Below are 15,091 nucleotides of genomic sequence, written 5' to 3'. Positions count from 1 at the left end.
GCGCATGCCGGTACCCGACGCTCCATGCCAGCCCAAGACCCTCGCCCGTCCGCACCGCCGGAGGGCGCCCCCGCGTCGGTCCTGTGGACGATGCTTCTGGGCTCGGCCTTGATCGCCCTCGCGCTCGCACCGAAGCGCGGGTCAGAGGAGGATGCGCTGGAACCGCCCGCGCGGGGGGAGACGGGCGCACGTTCCTATACCGGCCGCTCCGCCGCGCTGGTCGCCGCGACGCAGCCCGAGCGCGGGCGCGGCGCCAGCCGCCCGGACGAGATCCCGCAGCACGGCTGGAAGGACATCGCCTACCGGGTCTACCTCGAGTTCAACAAGGACCGGGTGCTCTCGGTCGCGGCGGGCGTGACCTTCTACACGCTGCTCTCGCTGTTCCCCGCGATCGCCGCCCTGGTCTCCTGCTACGGCCTGTTCGCGGACGCCAACGTCATCAACGATCACCTCGCGACGCTGCAGGGCGTGCTGCCCTCCGGGGCGATCGACATCATCGGCGAGCAGGTCAAGCGCATCGCCTCGAAGGGCGGCGGCGCGCTGAGCTTCACCTTCCTGACCAGCCTCGCCCTCTCGCTCTGGAGCGCGAACGCCGCCATGAAGGCGATGTTCGACGCGCTCAACGTGGTCTACGAGGAGGAGGAGAAGCGCAGCTTCGTCGTGCTGAACCTGCGCTCGCTCACCTTCACGATCGGCGCCCTCGTCTTCACGATCCTGGCCATCACCTCGATCGTCGTGCTTCCGGTGGTGTTCACCTTCATCGGAATCAGCGACAGCGCGTGGCTCGTCGCGGCGCTGCGCTGGCCGGCCCTTCTCCTTGTGCTGCTCGGCGGCCTCTCGGTGCTCTACCGCTACGGCCCGAGCCGCGAGCACGCGCGCTGGCGCTGGGTCGGCGTCGGCAGCGTCGTAGCCTGCCTACTCTGGCTCGCGGCCTCACTCCTGTTCTCCTGGTACGTGACGAATTTCGGCAACTACAACGAGACCTACGGCTCGCTCGGCGCGGTCATCGGCTTCATGACCTGGATCTGGATCTCCTCCACGATCGTGCTGCTCGGCGGCGAGATCAATGCCGAGATCGAGCACCAGACCGCGATCGACACCACCACCGGCCCCGCTCTGCCGATGGGCCAGCGGGAAGCCCGCATGGCCGATTCCCTCGGCGCGGCGGCGTGACGACTCGCGCGAGCCTGCGGGAGACGCCATATCTGGCACACCAGACATGGAGGACCCGATGGCCGCGACCGACGCGACGACCGCACCCGAGACCCGCAGCGAGAGCGAGTGGCGCGACACGCTGACCCCGGACCAGTACCGGGTGCTGCGCGAGCACGGCACCGAGCGGGCCGGCACGAGCTGCCTGCTCGCCGAGAAGCGGGCCGGCACCTTCACCTGCGCCGGCTGCGGCGCGCCGCTGTTCGAGCAGGGGACCAAGTTCGAGTCGGGCACCGGCTGGCCGAGCTTCTTCGCGCCGCTGCCCGACGCCGTCGAGACCACGGTCGACCGCAGCCACTGGATGGTGCGCACCGAGGTGCACTGCGCCCGCTGCAAGGGCCACCTCGGCCACGTCTTCGACGACGGCCCGGCCCCGACCGGCCTGCGCTACTGCATGAACGGCGTGGCGATGAACTTCGAGCCAGCCGAGTAGACGGCCCGTATCGTGCGAATCCGTGGGGATGGCGCCAACGAACGGGCGCTATCTCCCGGTTTCGTCTTGATTTCGGCGGCTTTCTGCTTAGTCCCTGACGTTACGAGAGGTTGTAATCGCTCTGTCGACCGGCGATCGCGCGCCCCGCGCGCGCCCTGGCTGCCCAGGTCCGCTTACGGTCTTCCGACGACTAAGACCCGAACGGCGTTTGCCGGCCAGGAGCCGTCGGTCGCCGTACCGCCGGAAGGCCTAAGCGGAGGTAAAGAGTATGAGCGTCGTCCGCCGTTTCCTGATCGCGCCCGCGCTGGTCCGTCTCATCCGCAAGGAACGCGGCGGCTCGCGCATCACCGAGGGCTACTTCGCCCCCCAGGCCGGCCGCACCTCCTTCGTGCGCGTCGACGGCCAGAACTGTCACCTCGTCCTCACCGTGAAGGGCGCCGACGGCGTGCTCAACGAGGAGCGCACCGAGGTGCCGCGCGCCCACGGCGACGCGCTTCTCGACGTCTGCCCCGGCAAGGCCGCCTACGACCGCACCGCGCTGACCGTCGCGGGCCGCGAGGTGATGATCGACCGCTACAGCAGCCCCGGGAACCTCGACATCGTCAGCGTCGGTTTCGACAACGAGAACGATGCCCGCGGCTTCGCCGCCCCGGCCTGGTTCGGTCGCGAGGTGAGCGAGGACGCCGCCTACGAGCGTCAGGCCGTGGCGCTTCAGGGCGTGCCGCAGACCGGGGATATCTCGCTCAGCAACGCCGCGCTCGACGCGGTGCTCGACCTGCTCGAGCCCCGTTTCGGCTTCGGCCGCTACGGCAACAGCGCGCCGCGCCCGCCCGAATCCCGCTCCGAGGGCGACGAGGGCGTGGTGAACTCCCTGCGCCGAATCGCGGGCGGCGCCGGCGCTGCGGCACCGGCGGCCGCTCCGACCGCGGCGCCCGAGCCTGCCCCGGAGCCGCCGGCCGAGCAGCCGGCCCCGGCACAGGCCATTGCCGAACCGAGTCCGGCCCCGGCCCCCGAGGAGCAGCGCCCCACCGACGCGCGCATCGACGACGTGATCGAGAGCCTGTCCCAGGCGCTCGGCGCGGCGATCCAGCAGCCGCAGGAGCCGAGCCAGCCGGCGGCCAGCGAGGATCCGGCGGCCGGGTTCGAGCGCTGGACCGTGCGCCCGCGCCGGACGCAGCCGCAAACCTGAGACCAGTATCCGGCCTCGGCCGCGAAGAAACCCGATCGTCGCCCGGCAGCGCCTCGCACTGCCGGGCGAACCATTTCGATCATCCGCGCAAGACCGTTCACGATCGCACCAGCCGCCCGCCTTCCGCCGTGCTTGCGCGGAACGGCGCAGATCGCGCGAAGCCGGTCCGTCGAGATCCGAGATCACGACGTCAACAGTCTAGACCCGTAAATCATCGCACCCGATCCCGGCGCTGCGGCTGAAAAGCTGGTTTTGGTATCCGCCGGCTTTTGTCACGCGTTCCGCTGCGGCGAGGCCCGGGGCGGCGTTGAGGCCCCACGACAAAGCCGCTAGAGCAACCGAGTGCGCGATTTCATCCGCGCCGCGTGAAAAAAATCGCCTGTGTGTCCCCGATGCGGGACCGCGAGGAGGCACGGACTTTCCGTGCGCGGGGGGACCGGATGGCCCAGATGACCCAAGCTGCCACGACGAGCCATACGGGGACGGCGGGGGCCGCTCCGCGCGAGCCCTGGTACAAGGTGCTCTACATCCAGGTGCTGATCGCCATCGTGCTGGGCGTCGCGATCGGCTACCTCTACCCCGAGTTCGGCAAGTCGCTGAAATGGCTCGGCGACGCCTTCGTGGCGCTGATCAAGATGATGATCGCGCCGATCATCTTCTGCACCATCGTGCACGGCATCGCCTCGATCGGCGACCTGAAGAAGGTCGGCCGCGTCGGCCTCAAGGCGCTGATCTACTTCGAGGTGGTCTCAACCCTAGCGCTCCTCATCGGCATCGTCGTCGGCGAGGTGATCCAGCCGGGCGCCGGCTTCCACGCCGACCCGTCAAAGCTCGATGCCAGCAAGGTCGCGGGCTACGCCCAGAAGGCCGCGGCCGACTCGACCATCGCCCACATCATGGCGCTGATCCCGAAGAGCTTCTTCGACGCCTTCGCCACCGGCGACCTGCTGCAGGTGCTGCTGATCTCGATCCTCACGGGCGTCGTCGTCACCGGCATGGGCCAGAAGGCGGAGGGCATCGCCCACGCCATCGACACGGCGGGCCAGATCTTCTTCCGCATCATCGGCTTGATCGTGAAGCTCGCGCCCATCGGCGCCTTCGGCGCCATGGCCTTCACCATCGGCGAGTACGGCATCCAGAAGGTCGTGGACCTCGCCTGGCTGGTCGGCACCTTCTACGTGACCTCGGCCCTGTTCGTGATCGTGGTGCTCGGGGGCATCGCGCGCTTCGCCGGCTTCTCGATCTTCAAGTTCCTGGCCTACATCAAGGACGAGCTGCTGATCGTGCTCGGCACCTCCTCATCCGAGACGGTGCTGCCGCACATCATGACCAAGATGCGCCGCCTCGGCGCCTCCGACTCGGTCGTCGGCCTCGTCGTGCCGACCGGCTACTCGTTCAACCTCGACGGCACCAACATCTACATGACGCTGGCGACGCTGTTCCTGGCGCAGGCGGTCGGGGCCGACCTCTCGGTCGGGCAGTACGCCACCATCATCCTGGTCGCGATGCTGACCTCGAAGGGCGCCTCGGGCGTCACGGGCGCGGGCTTCATCACGCTGGCCGCCACGCTCGCCGCGATTCCGAACAACCCGGTTCCGGTCGCGGCCATGACCCTGGTGCTCGGCATCGACAAGTTCATGTCCGAGTGCCGCGCCATCACCAACCTCATCGGCAACGGTGTCGCCTGCGTCGTCGTCAGCCGCTGGGAAGGCGAGCTCGACGTGAAGAAGCTCAACGAGGTGATGGCCCATCCGATCGCCATCGGCACCGACATCTCTGACCACGCGCCCGCGCCGATCGACGCCGACACGAAGCCGACGCCCGCCCCGGGCACGAAGGTCGCCGCGGCCGAGTGAGCGCGAAGCTGCGCCTCGGCATCGATCTCGGCGGCACCAAGATCGCCGGGATCGTCCTCGACGAGGCCGGCGCCACCCGGGCGGAGGCCAGGGTGGCGACGCCGCGCGGCGACTACGCAGGGACGCTCGCCGCCATCTCCGGCCTCGTCGCCCGGCTGGAGGCCGAGGCCGGCGCGCCGTGCAGCGTCGGCATCGGCATGCCGGGCGCGGTCTCGGCCCGCAGCGGGCTCGTGAAGAACGCGAACTCCACGTGGCTCAACGGCCGTGCGTTTCGGGCCGATCTCGCGGAGCTCCTCGGGCGGCCGGTCCGCGTGGAGAACGACGCCAACTGCCTCGCCGTCTCGGAGGCGGTCGACGGCGCGGCCAAGGGGGCGGAGGTGGTCTGGGCGATCATCCTCGGCACCGGGGTCGGATCAGGCATCGCGCTTCGTGGCCGAGCGCTCTCCGGCCGCGACCGCATCGCGGGCGAGTGGGGCCACAATCCCCTACCCGCCCCGACCGACGACGAGCGGCCGGGGCCGCCCTGCTATTGCGGCCGCTCGGGCTGCATCGAGACCTGGCTCTCGGGTCCGGGGCTCGCCGCCGACCACGCCCGCCGCACCGGCGCGGCCGCGACCGGCGAGGCGGTGATCGCCGCCTTCCGGGCGGGGGATCCGGCGGCGCGAATGAGCGTCGCGGCCTATCGCGACCGGCTCGGGCGCGGGCTCGCCCACGTCGTCAACATCCTCGACCCGGACGTGATCGTGATCGGCGGCGGCCTCTCCCGGGTGCCGGAACTGATCGACGGCCTCGCCGAAGAGACCGCGCCGCACGTCTTCTCGGACGCCTTCGACACGCCGATCCGCCCGAGCCTGCACGGCGACGCCTCGGGCGTGCGCGGCGCGGCGTGGCTCTGGAACGGTGACGCCTGAGCCCTGCCGTCACCGCAATTCACAGGCGCGGCGCCTTAACCCCGCGATGGGCGAGCCTGCGCTACAATCACGGGTCCGCCGAAGGATTCGTCAGGCCGCCGAGACCCGTGCGCTACCCGCCCCACATCCTCGAAGAGATCCGCAGCCGCCTGCCGGCCTCCGACGTGGTCGGGCGGCGCGTGAAGCTGAAGAAGGCCGGTCGCGAGTGGCGCGGTCTGTCACCCTTCAACGCCGAGAAGACGCCCTCCTTCTACGTGAACGACCAGAAGCAGTTCTTTCACTGCTTCTCCTCGGGCAAGCACGGCGACGTCTTCACCTTCCTGATGGAGACCGAGGGGCTGACCTTCCCGGAGGCCGTCGAGCGCCTCGCCTCCGAGGCCGGAGTCGCGCTGCCCGCCCCCTCCGCCGACAGCGTGGCGATCGAGATCAAGCGCCGGGGCGCGATCGAGGTGATGGAGCTGGCAGCTACCTGGTTCGAGGAGCGCCTGCGCGCGCCCGCAGGCGCGGCGGCCCGCGACTACCTCGACCGGCGGGGCCTCGGCGGCGAGACGCTGAGGCGCTTCCGCATCGGCTACGCGCCGGGCGAACGCTACGGCCTGCGGGACTTCCTGGCGGGCAAGGACGTCGAGAAGGGCCTGATGGCCGAGCTCGGCCTCTTGGTCACGGGCGACGACATCGCCGTGCCCTACGATCGCTTCCGCGACAGGGTGATGTTCCCGATCTGCGACGCCCGCGGCCGGGTCATCGCCTTCGGCGGCCGGGCCATGCAGGCCGACGCCAAGGCGAAGTATCTGAACTCCCCTGAGACCCCGCTTTTCCACAAGGGTCAGGGCCTCTACAACCTGCATCAGGCCCGCCAGCCCGCCCACGAGCGCGGCACCATCCTGGCGGTCGAGGGCTATGTCGACGCCATCGCGATGACGCTCGCCGGCCACCCCAACACGGTGGCGCAGCTCGGCACCGCGGTCACGGAGGAGCAGCTCGCCCTGCTTTGGCGCCACGCCGACGAGCCGATCCTCTGCTTCGACGGCGACAAGGCCGGCCAGCGCGCCGCCCACCGAACGCTGGAGGTGGCGCTGCCGCTGCTCACCCCGGGCAAGTCGCTGCGCTTTGCCGTGATGCCGGAGGGGCAGGATCCGGACGACCTCCTGCGCGCGGAGGGGCCGGCTGCGATCGACCGGGTCCTCGCCGCGGCGCAGCCACTCGTCGAGGTGTTCTGGGCGCACGCGCTCGCCGCCGGCCCGACCGACACGCCCGAGCGCCGGGCGCGGCTCGCCGCGACGCTCCGCGAGACGGTCGGCGGCATCCGCGACGAGACGGTGAAGCGCTACTATCGCGACGAGATCGAGGAGCGTCTGCGCGGCCTCTCGCCCCGCAACGCTCCGCGCCAGCCCGGCGCCCCGCCGCGATCGGGCGGCTACGCGACCGGCTTCCAGCGCCGGCTCCGCCCCGGTGATCCGCCCCCCTCGCCCAGGATGCGGGCCGCCCCCAGCCCCTCGATGACGGCCTCGGCGGGCTTTGCGGGCGCCGCGCCCGTGCGCGAGGCGGTGATCGCGGCCCTGCTCCTCGTCCATCCGGACATGATCGGCGCCTTCGCCGACGAGTTGATGGTGCTGGAATTCGAGCACCCGGACGCCCGGGCGATCCTGTCGCTGCTCCTCGACTGCGCGGCGGAGGCCGGCGACCCGGACCGGGCCGTGATCGAGGCGCGGCTGGCGCGGGCCGGGCTCGGGGAATCGGCGGCCCGCCTCACCGCGATGGCCCGCTCGCGTGACTGGCGGACGCTTGAGCCGCACGCCGACCCTGCCCTGCGTGAAGACGCTCTGAGACAGGCCATGATCTTGCACCGCAAGGCCGGAGCGCTACATAGCGAACTCCGTCAAGCAGAGCGGGCCTTCGCCGAAGAGCCGACCGAAGCGAACTGGATGTGGCTCTGTCAGGCCAAGGAGGGGTTGGCGGTCGTGTTGGCGGCGGAGGCGGAGACGACACCGTCCGAGACGAGCGACTCGACTGTGGCCTGATCCTTGTGCCATTGGCAGGCACGCGCCGCATTCGTGCGGCATGGTTAACAATCGGTCAAGCGTCACGCTTGCATACGGGATGTGGAATAGGGCGCGGCCGGAAAGTCCGGGCGCGCGGCAGGCGCGGTGCGGCGCCGATGATGCGGAAGCGGCCGGAAGGCCCCGTCATCGGACCGCCGGACAAAACAATAGGCTGATCATGGCGACCAAGGCAACGGAACGGGACGAGGCGGATACCGCTCCGGAGCAGCAGACGGATGGACCGCTCCTCGACCTGACCGATGCGTCGGTCAAGCGGATGGTGAAGCTCGCCAAGAAGCGCGGCTACATCACCTACGAGGAGGTCAATGAGGTCCTGCCCGACGGGCAGTCCGACCCGGACCAGATCGAGGACGTGCTGTCCCAGCTCTCGGAGATGGGCATCAACGTCGTCGAGGCCGAGGAGACCGACGAGGCGGCGGCCGAGAAGCCGGCCAACGGCGAGGCCGCCGACGACGAGGAGCCCGAGGGCTCCGAGGTCGCGGAGGTCGCGCCCACCAGCCGTGCCGTCGCCACCACCACCACGACGCGCGAGCCGACCGACCGCACGGACGATCCCGTGCGCATGTACCTGCGCGAGATGGGCTCGGTGGAGCTCCTGTCGCGCGAGGGCGAGATCGCCATCGCCAAGCGCATCGAGGCGGGGCGCGAGGCGATGATTGCGGGCCTCTGCGAGAGCCCGCTGACCTTCCAGGCCATCATCATCTGGCGGGACGAGCTCGTCGAGGGCAAGGTCCTCCTGCGCGACATCATCGACCTCGAAGCCACCTACGCGGGCCCGGACGGGCGCGGCGGGCCGCAAATCGCCGAGGGCGAGGAGGCCGAGGGCGAGGACGGCGAGCAGGCCCCGCCCGAGGGTGGCGACGACGAAGACGACATGGAGAACAACGTCTCCCTCGCGGCGATGGAGGCGGAGATCAAGCCGAAGGTTCTCGAGACCTTCGACGCGATCGCCAACAACTACCGCAAGCTGCGCCGGGCGCAGAACGAGGGCTCGGAGCGCCGCGCCGCGGGCGAGCAGAACACCGACGCGCAGAACCTACGCCAAGTCGAGCTGAAGGACACCGTCGTCGCCGACGTGAAGTCGCTCTCGCTCAACAACAACCGCATCGAGGCGCTGGTCGAGCAGCTCTACGACATCAACAAGCGCCTGATCAGCCACGAGGGCCGGCTGATGCGCTACGCCGAGAGCCACGGCGTGGCGCGCGACGAGTTCCTGCGCCACTACCAGGGCTACGAGCTCGATCCGAACTGGATGGAGCGCGTCGGTACGCTGGGCGGTCGCGGCTGGAAGAACCTCGTCGAGAAAGGCGGCCGCCAGGTCGAGTCCTTGCGCGAGCAGATCCTGACGCTCGCCTCCGAGACGGGCCTGGAGATCGGCGAGTACCGCCGCATCGTCAACATGGTCCAGAAGGGTGAGCGCGAAGCCCGTCAGGCCAAGAAAGAGATGATTGAGGCGAACCTCCGCCTCGTGATCTCGATCGCCAAGAAGTACACCAATCGCGGCCTGCAGTTCCTGGACCTTATCCAGGAGGGCAACATCGGCCTCATGAAGGCGGTCGACAAGTTCGAGTACCGCCGCGGCTACAAGTTCTCGACCTACGCCACGTGGTGGATCCGGCAGGCGATCACCCGCTCGATCGCCGATCAGGCCCGCACCATCCGCATTCCGGTGCACATGATCGAGACGATCAACAAGATCGTCCGCACCTCGCGCCAGATGCTGCACGAGATCGGCCGTGAGCCGACCCCGGAGGAGCTGGCCGAGAAGCTGGCGATGCCGCTGGAGAAGGTGCGCAAGGTCCTCAAGATCGCCAAGGAGCCGATCTCGCTCGAGACGCCCATCGGCGACGAGGAGGACAGCCATCTCGGCGACTTCATCGAGGACAAGAACGTCGTCCTGCCGATCGACGCGGCGATCCAGTCGAACCTGCGCGAGACCACAACCCGCGTGCTCGCTTCGCTGACGCCGCGCGAGGAGCGCGTGCTGCGCATGCGCTTCGGCATCGGCATGAACACCGACCACACCCTCGAAGAGGTCGGCCAGCAATTCTCGGTGACCCGCGAGCGCATCCGCCAGATCGAGGCGAAGGCCCTCCGGAAGCTGAAGCACCCGAGCCGTTCGCGGAAGCTCCGGAGCTTCCTCGACAACTGAGCATTCCCGCCGCGCGTCTTTCGACTCGCGCGGCGGTTGCGCTAAGATCGCGCACATCGCCGCGAACGGGTGGGGCAGCCTGTCCCACACGTTGCCGGCATCGTGCCTTGCTTTGCATGGCCGACCCACCACCTTGGCCTTATGCTCGAACGCCGCCCGCCACAGCCCGTACCGCCCACGGCCCTGGCCGATGGGTCGGAGGCGGACGACGTCCCCTTCGGCGCGCTCCAGACCTGCGTGGCCATCCGCGACTGGCTCCTGAGCGAGGGCGCGCGACTGCCCCAGGCCGACGACCTGCTCTCAGGGTTGGCCGAGCGTCTAAACCAGATCGGCGTGCCGGTGGACCGCGCCTCGACGGCGATCGACACCCTGCACTCGGAGTATTCCGGCGTCGGCCGCGTCTGGACGCCCGAATCCGGCACGACCGTGCGGCTGTTCCCGCACGGTGAGGTTTCGGAGCGGGCCTATCACGAGAGCCCGTTCTATACCGTGCACGAATCGGGTGAGTGGCTGCTGCTCGACCTCACCGAGCCTGGCGACGTGCCCTACAGCATCCTGCCCGAGCTGCGGGCCGCGGGTTACACGCACTACGTCGTGGCACCGCTCTTCTTCACCAACGGCACCCGCAACGGCATCACATTCGCGACCCGCTCTCCGGAAGGTTTTCGCGACGACGACATCGCGATCCTGCGCTTCGTGATGCCGGCGCTCGCCGCCGTGATGGAGATGCGCCTCGTCAACAAGCAGCTCGATCACGTGCTGCGGATCTATGTCGGCGACGAGCCGCACCGGGCGATCCTGTCCGGGGACATCCGGCGCGGACAGGTCAAGCGCATTCGCTCGGCGATCCTGTTCGCCGACATGCGCGACTACACCCGCATCTCCGCCGACATGACCCCCGAGGAGGCGGTGGATCTCCTCAACGTGTTCTTCGACTGCCTCGTGCCGCCGATCGAGCGCGAGGGCGGCGAGGTGTTGAAATATCTGGGTGACGGCCTGCTGGCGATCTTCCGCGAGCCCGGCGACGATCTCGGCGGCGCCGCCAAGGGCGCGCTGACCGCGGCGGAGGCGGCGCTCGCCGCCCTCGACGAGGCGAACGCCCTGCACCTCTTCTCCGTACCGGTCACGGCCGGCATCGCGCTCCACCACGGCGAGGCGGCCTACGGCAATGTCGGCTCGGGCCAGCGGCTCGACTTTACGGTGATCGGCCGGGACGTGAACCTCGCGAGCCGCCTGTCGCGCCTCAACCGCTTGCTCGGCGAGCCGCTGCTGATGTCGAAGCCCTTCGTAGACTTCCTCTGGGGCGATCCGGAGCATTGCGGCGAGCACCAGCTCGACGGCTTCCCCGAGCCGATGGCCGTGTACAAGCCGAAGGCGAAGGCCGCGGTTCTGGAACGCCTGCGGGCGTGAGGGGCAGGATCGTTCACGAAAAAGGCGCTCTTTTTCCTCTCTCCGCGTGCGGGGAGAGGCCCGCAGGCACCCTGTCGTGCCTGCGGGAAGCGGAGGCGAAGCCGCAGCGGCGGTGAGGGGGCGGCTCCGGCAGAGACTTCTGCGGTGAGGCCCCCTCACCTTCGGCTGCCGCCTCGCTCCAGCGACGACAAGGTCGCCGGAGCCCTCTCCCCGCACGGCGGGGAGAGGGAAAGCCGCTCGGCCCGAATCGACCATCCGCCTCCCCTGTCATCCCGCCGTCTTGACCCCGCCCGCGGCCGGGTCCACATCACGCCTGTTCCAGGGAGATCCCCGGCAAGGGGCTGAGAAACCGCTGGCACGCTCACACCAGAGCCTGCGGCGCGGAAATCCTTCGAACCTGATCCGGCTCATACCGGCGTAGGGATTGGACCGGGGCCCCCTGACGGGCTCGCACGCTTCACCACGAAGCGGAAGGCCACCGATCCCTGCGGGCAGACGCGGAGATCTTGCGTGGCACAGTGGCCCGCCTCACCCATCGGACAGCGCCGCGGCCTCGGCGAGGCCGGCGATTCCGGCGCTCTCCCCGCCCGGGCCGACGTCGCGATCGTCGGCGGCGGCCTGATCGGGCTCGCGAGCGCGTGGCGCCTGGCCCAGGCTGGCAAGCAGGTCGTGGTGGTCGAGCGCGATCGGGTCGGCGCGGGCGCGAGCCTCGCGGCCACCGGCATGCTGGCACCGGCCGCCGAGCACGAGCCGGGCTCCGATCTCCTCCTGCCGCTCGCCATCGATTCGCTCGCCCGCTGGCCGGCCTTCCGCGACGCGCTCCAGGCGGCCGCCGGTCTCGACATCGACTATCGCCAGGAGGGCACGCTGGTGCTCGCCATCGGCCGCGACGAGGTCGAGCGCCTGCGCTTCCGCTACGACCTGCAGCGCCGCTCCGGCGTCGCCGCGGAGTGGCTCTCCGGCACCGAGGTGCGCCGCCGCGAACCGACCCTTCGCCCATCCGTCACCGCGGGCGTGTTCTGCCCGCTCGACCATCAGGTCGACCCGCGCAAGGTGATGCAGGCGCTGGTTCTCGCCTGCCGGGCGGCGGGCGTCACCGTCGTCGAGGGCTGCGCCGCGACCGGGCTCGACTGGACGGGATCGCGGGTCACCGGGCTCGTCACCGAGCGCGGCGCTGTGACAGCCGGCACCGTCGTGCTGGCGAGCGGCGCCTGGAGCGGCGCGGCAGGCCTGCTGCCCGACCATCTCGCCCTGCCCGTCCGCCCGCTGAAGGGTCAGTCGCTGGCTCTGCGCACAACGCGCCAGACCGGTACCCTCTCCCACATGGTCTGGACCGAGCAGGTCCACATGGCGCCGAAGGGCGACGGGCACCTGATCGTCGGTGCGACGGTCGAGGATTGCGGCTTCCGCGACGGCGTCACCGCGGGCGGGCTCTACGCCCTGCTGGAGGGAGCGCGCCGCGTGCTGCCGGGCATCGAAGAGATGGCAGTCGAGGCCGTGTGGAGCGGCTACCGCCCGACCTCGGACGACGATGCGCCGATCATCGACACGCTGGCCCCGGGCCTCGTCGCGGCGACGGGCCATCACCGCAACGGCTACCTGCTGGCGCCCGCGACCGCGGACGCGATGGCCGCCCTGCTCACCAGCGGCGCGCTCCCCGCAGTGGCGCGCCCCTTCACGCTCGCCCGTTTCCGGGCGGAGGCGCGAGCGATCGCGTGAGAGCCCAATGACCATTCTGATCAACGGCGAGCCGCGCGAGATCGCGGCCGAGACGGTCGAGGCCCTGTTCCGGGCCGAGGCCGAGGAGACCGGCATCGAGAGCCCGGAGGGCGTCGCCATCGCGCTCAACGGGCGCGTCGTGCGCCGCCGCGACTGGCAGGCGACGCCGGTTCGCGACGGCGACCGCGTCGAGATCGTCCGCGCCATGCAGGGAGGCTGAGCATGAGCGAGCAACAGAACACCGTCACGCCGCTGCGGACCGGGACTGACGACCCGCTGGTGATCGCCGGCGTGAACTTAGGCAGCCGCCTGTTCATCGGCACCGCCGGCTATCCGAGCCAGGCGATCATGCGCGACGCTGTGGAGGCGAGCGGGGCCGAGATCGTCACCGCCTCGATCCGCCGCGTCTCGCTGCAGGGCCACGGCTCGGACACGGTGAAGATCCTCAAGGGTAAGCGCTTCCTGCCGAATACCGCCGGCTGCGAGACGGCCCGCGACGCGATCATGACCGCCGAACTGGCCCGCGAGGCGCTCGACACGACCTGGATCAAGGTCGAGGTGATCGGCGACCGCGAGACGCTCTACCCCGACGTCGCCGAGCTGATCGAGGCCTGCCGCCACCTCGTGGATGAGGGCTTCACGGTCCTGCCCTACTGCAACGACGACCCGATCGTCTGCCAGCGCCTCGAGGACATCGGCTGCGCGGCCGTCATGCCGATGGGCTCGTTGATCGGCTCCGGCATGGGCGTGGCCAATCCGGCCAATCTCGAGCTGATCTGCCGCCGCGCCAAGGTGCCGGTGGTGGTCGATGCCGGCATCGGCACCGCCTCCGACGCGGTGATCGCGATGGAACTCGGCGCCGCCGCCTGCCTCATCAACACCGCGGTGGCGAAGGCGGACGACCCCGTGCGCATGGCGCGCGCCATGCGCCGCGCCGTCGAGGCGGGCCGCGACGCGCATCTCGCCGGCCGGATCCCGCGCCGGGGCCGGGCTGAGCCGTCGAGCCCGCAGCTCGGCCTTGTCGGCTCGTAGCCTTCCCTGGCCCCTCCTCGTCGTCACGGACCGGCATGGTTCGGAACGGCCGCTCGCCGACACGGTGACGGCCTGCCTGACGGGCGGGGCGCGCTGGATCTGGTTCCGCGACCGGGACATGGCGGAGGCCGAGCGCCGCCGCCTCGGTGCCCGGCTGCGCGACCTGACGCGGTCAGCGGGCGCGGTGCTCACGGTCGGCGGCGACGTCGATCTCGCCGCCGAACTCGAAGCCGACGGCGTCCACCTGTCCGGCGCTCGGCTCGACCGGATCGGCGCGGCGCGCGCCCGCCTGGGACCGGGCGCCCTGATCGGTCTCTCCGCCCATTCGGTCGCGGAGGTCGCGCGCGCCGGAGCGGAGGGCGCCGACTACGCGACCCTGAGCCCGATCTTCGCGAGCGCGAGCAAGCCGGGCTACGGCCCCGCGCTCGGGCCTGACACGATCCGGGCGGCTGCAGGCACGGGACTGCCGGTGGTGGCGCTCGGCGGCGTCTCGGCGGAGCAAGCGGCTGAGTGCCGCTCAGCGGGGGCGACGACTCTGGCCGTCATGGGCGGCCCGATGCGCGCTGCCGATCCGGAGGCGGAGATCCGCCGTCTGCTCAAGGCTTGGCGGGACGCCGCATGATCCGGGGCCGCCAGACACCGAGCACGACGTTGGCGGTGGCGACCGCGAGGATCACCCAGAGCGTGCCGCGCTCGGCACCGAGCGACTGGGCGAGCGTCGCGGGATCGACCTTGCCGGCGAGCGCGGCGGCGCTGCGCCGGGCCTCCTCCTGCATCGGCCCCAGGATGCCGACGAAGCCGGACTCGAAGACCAGGATGCCGGTAGCGAGCTTGAGGAGCGCCCAGCCCGCGTTGTGGAAGGCGCGGTTGAAGGCGATGGCGAGGAGCCCCGAGAGCAGCACCAGCGCGAGCGAGGGGAAGAAGATCCAGGTCGCGACCGCGCCCATCGCGCCGCGCATCAGCGCGTAGCCCTCCAGCGCCGAGGGCGAAGGCGCGTGGGCAAGCATCACCAGGAGCGCGGCCATCGCGCCCATGAGCCCGATCGCCCCCATCGTGTGAAGGAATTTGAGCAGGCGTCGCACGGCGTCCCCCCGGCACTCCGCGTCGGGAACGA

At 70.5% G+C, this 15,091-nt stretch carries 13 protein-coding genes and 1 riboswitch; of the genes, 12 read left to right on the top strand and 1 reads right to left on the bottom strand.

Going from position 1 to position 15,091, the window contains the following annotated elements; translation table 11 throughout:
• The first annotated feature begins 24 nt into the window (after positions 1–24).
• From DK427_RS10430 to DK427_RS10370, 12 genes are all read left to right on the top strand, one after another.
• Positions 25–1,173 (top strand): YihY/virulence factor BrkB family protein, encoded by a 1,149-nt coding sequence (locus DK427_RS10430; RefSeq protein ID WP_109951197.1) that lies wholly within the window; start codon positions 25–27, stop codon positions 1,171–1,173.
• A 58-nt stretch (positions 1,174–1,231) separates the two neighbouring features.
• Positions 1,232–1,645 (top strand): peptide-methionine (R)-S-oxide reductase MsrB, encoded by a 414-nt coding sequence (gene msrB, locus DK427_RS10425; protein WP_109954100.1) that lies wholly within the window; start codon positions 1,232–1,234, stop codon positions 1,643–1,645.
• A 268-nt stretch (positions 1,646–1,913) separates the two neighbouring features.
• Complete coding sequence (locus DK427_RS10420) at positions 1,914–2,834, top strand: CYTH domain-containing protein (RefSeq protein ID WP_109951196.1); 921 nt, start codon at positions 1,914–1,916, stop codon at positions 2,832–2,834.
• Between the two features lie 440 nt (positions 2,835–3,274).
• The gene (locus DK427_RS10415; protein ID WP_204165300.1) at positions 3,275–4,690 is read left to right on the top strand and encodes a dicarboxylate/amino acid:cation symporter; all 1,416 of its coding nucleotides are present in this window, start codon (positions 3,275–3,277) and stop codon (positions 4,688–4,690) included.
• On the top strand, positions 4,687–5,601 hold the full coding sequence (locus DK427_RS10410) for an ROK family protein (RefSeq protein WP_245930876.1): 915 nt from the start codon (positions 4,687–4,689) through the stop codon (positions 5,599–5,601). Before DK427_RS10415 ends, DK427_RS10410 begins: the two co-directional genes overlap by 4 nt.
• A 107-nt stretch (positions 5,602–5,708) precedes the next feature.
• Entirely contained in the window at positions 5,709–7,622 is a 1,914-nt protein-coding gene (gene dnaG / locus DK427_RS10405) for a DNA primase (RefSeq protein ID WP_109951195.1), read from the top strand.
• Between the two features lie 199 nt (positions 7,623–7,821).
• Complete coding sequence (rpoD, locus tag DK427_RS10400; RefSeq protein ID WP_109951194.1) at positions 7,822–9,816, top strand: RNA polymerase sigma factor RpoD; 1,995 nt, start codon at positions 7,822–7,824, stop codon at positions 9,814–9,816.
• A gap of 141 nt (positions 9,817–9,957) precedes the next feature.
• On the top strand, positions 9,958–11,226 hold the full coding sequence (locus tag DK427_RS10395) for an adenylate/guanylate cyclase domain-containing protein (protein WP_109951193.1): 1,269 nt from the start codon (positions 9,958–9,960) through the stop codon (positions 11,224–11,226).
• Positions 11,227–11,537: 311 nt separating this feature from the next.
• Positions 11,538–11,668, top strand: a riboswitch (TPP riboswitch).
• Positions 11,669–11,736: 68 nt separating this feature from the next.
• Complete coding sequence (gene thiO / locus DK427_RS10385; protein WP_109951192.1) at positions 11,737–12,945, top strand: glycine oxidase ThiO; 1,209 nt, start codon at positions 11,737–11,739, stop codon at positions 12,943–12,945.
• Between the two features lie 7 nt (positions 12,946–12,952).
• A complete protein-coding gene (thiS, locus tag DK427_RS10380) occupies positions 12,953–13,165 on the top strand; it encodes a sulfur carrier protein ThiS (RefSeq protein WP_109951191.1) in 213 nt (70 codons plus the stop codon).
• A 2-nt stretch (positions 13,166–13,167) separates the two neighbouring features.
• Positions 13,168–13,977, top strand: a complete 810-nt coding sequence (gene thiG, locus DK427_RS10375) for a thiazole synthase (protein ID WP_109951190.1) — start codon at positions 13,168–13,170, stop codon at positions 13,975–13,977.
• On the top strand, positions 13,964–14,599 hold the full coding sequence (locus DK427_RS10370; protein ID WP_109951189.1) for a thiamine phosphate synthase: 636 nt from the start codon (positions 13,964–13,966) through the stop codon (positions 14,597–14,599). The genes thiG and DK427_RS10370 overlap by 14 nt, the downstream gene beginning before the upstream one ends.
• Here the strand turns inward: DK427_RS10370 and DK427_RS10365 are convergent.
• Positions 14,574–15,059 (bottom strand): hypothetical protein, encoded by a 486-nt coding sequence (locus tag DK427_RS10365; RefSeq protein WP_109951188.1) that lies wholly within the window; start codon positions 15,057–15,059, stop codon positions 14,574–14,576. The two genes, DK427_RS10370 and DK427_RS10365, sit on opposite strands and share 26 nt — an antisense overlap.
• Positions 15,060–15,091 lie beyond the last annotated feature (32 nt).

Source organism: Methylobacterium radiodurans (genome assembly GCF_003173735.1).
Taxonomy (GTDB): Bacteria; Pseudomonadota; Alphaproteobacteria; order Rhizobiales; family Beijerinckiaceae; genus Methylobacterium; species Methylobacterium radiodurans.
Note: the sequence above shows the minus strand (reverse complement) of the source record. Positions and strands in the feature narration are given on the sequence as shown.

Excerpts from the sequence above, each read along its gene's own strand:
- DK427_RS10430 (WP_109951197.1), top strand. The coding sequence starts at position 25 with ATGCCAGCCCAAGACCCTCGCCCGTCCGCACCGCCGGAGGGCGCCCCC.
- DK427_RS10420 (WP_109951196.1), top strand. The coding sequence starts at position 1,914 with ATGAGCGTCGTCCGCCGTTTCCTGATCGCGCCCGCGCTGGTCCGTCTC.
- DK427_RS10395 (WP_109951193.1), top strand. The coding sequence starts at position 9,958 with ATGCTCGAACGCCGCCCGCCACAGCCCGTACCGCCCACGGCCCTGGCC.
- DK427_RS10415 (WP_204165300.1), top strand. The coding sequence starts at position 3,275 with ATGGCCCAGATGACCCAAGCTGCCACGACGAGCCATACGGGGACGGCG.
- thiG (WP_109951190.1), top strand. The coding sequence starts at position 13,168 with ATGAGCGAGCAACAGAACACCGTCACGCCGCTGCGGACCGGGACTGAC.
- thiS (WP_109951191.1), top strand. The coding sequence starts at position 12,953 with ATGACCATTCTGATCAACGGCGAGCCGCGCGAGATCGCGGCCGAGACG.
- msrB (WP_109954100.1), top strand. The coding sequence starts at position 1,232 with ATGGCCGCGACCGACGCGACGACCGCACCCGAGACCCGCAGCGAGAGC.
- rpoD (WP_109951194.1), top strand. The coding sequence starts at position 7,822 with ATGGCGACCAAGGCAACGGAACGGGACGAGGCGGATACCGCTCCGGAG.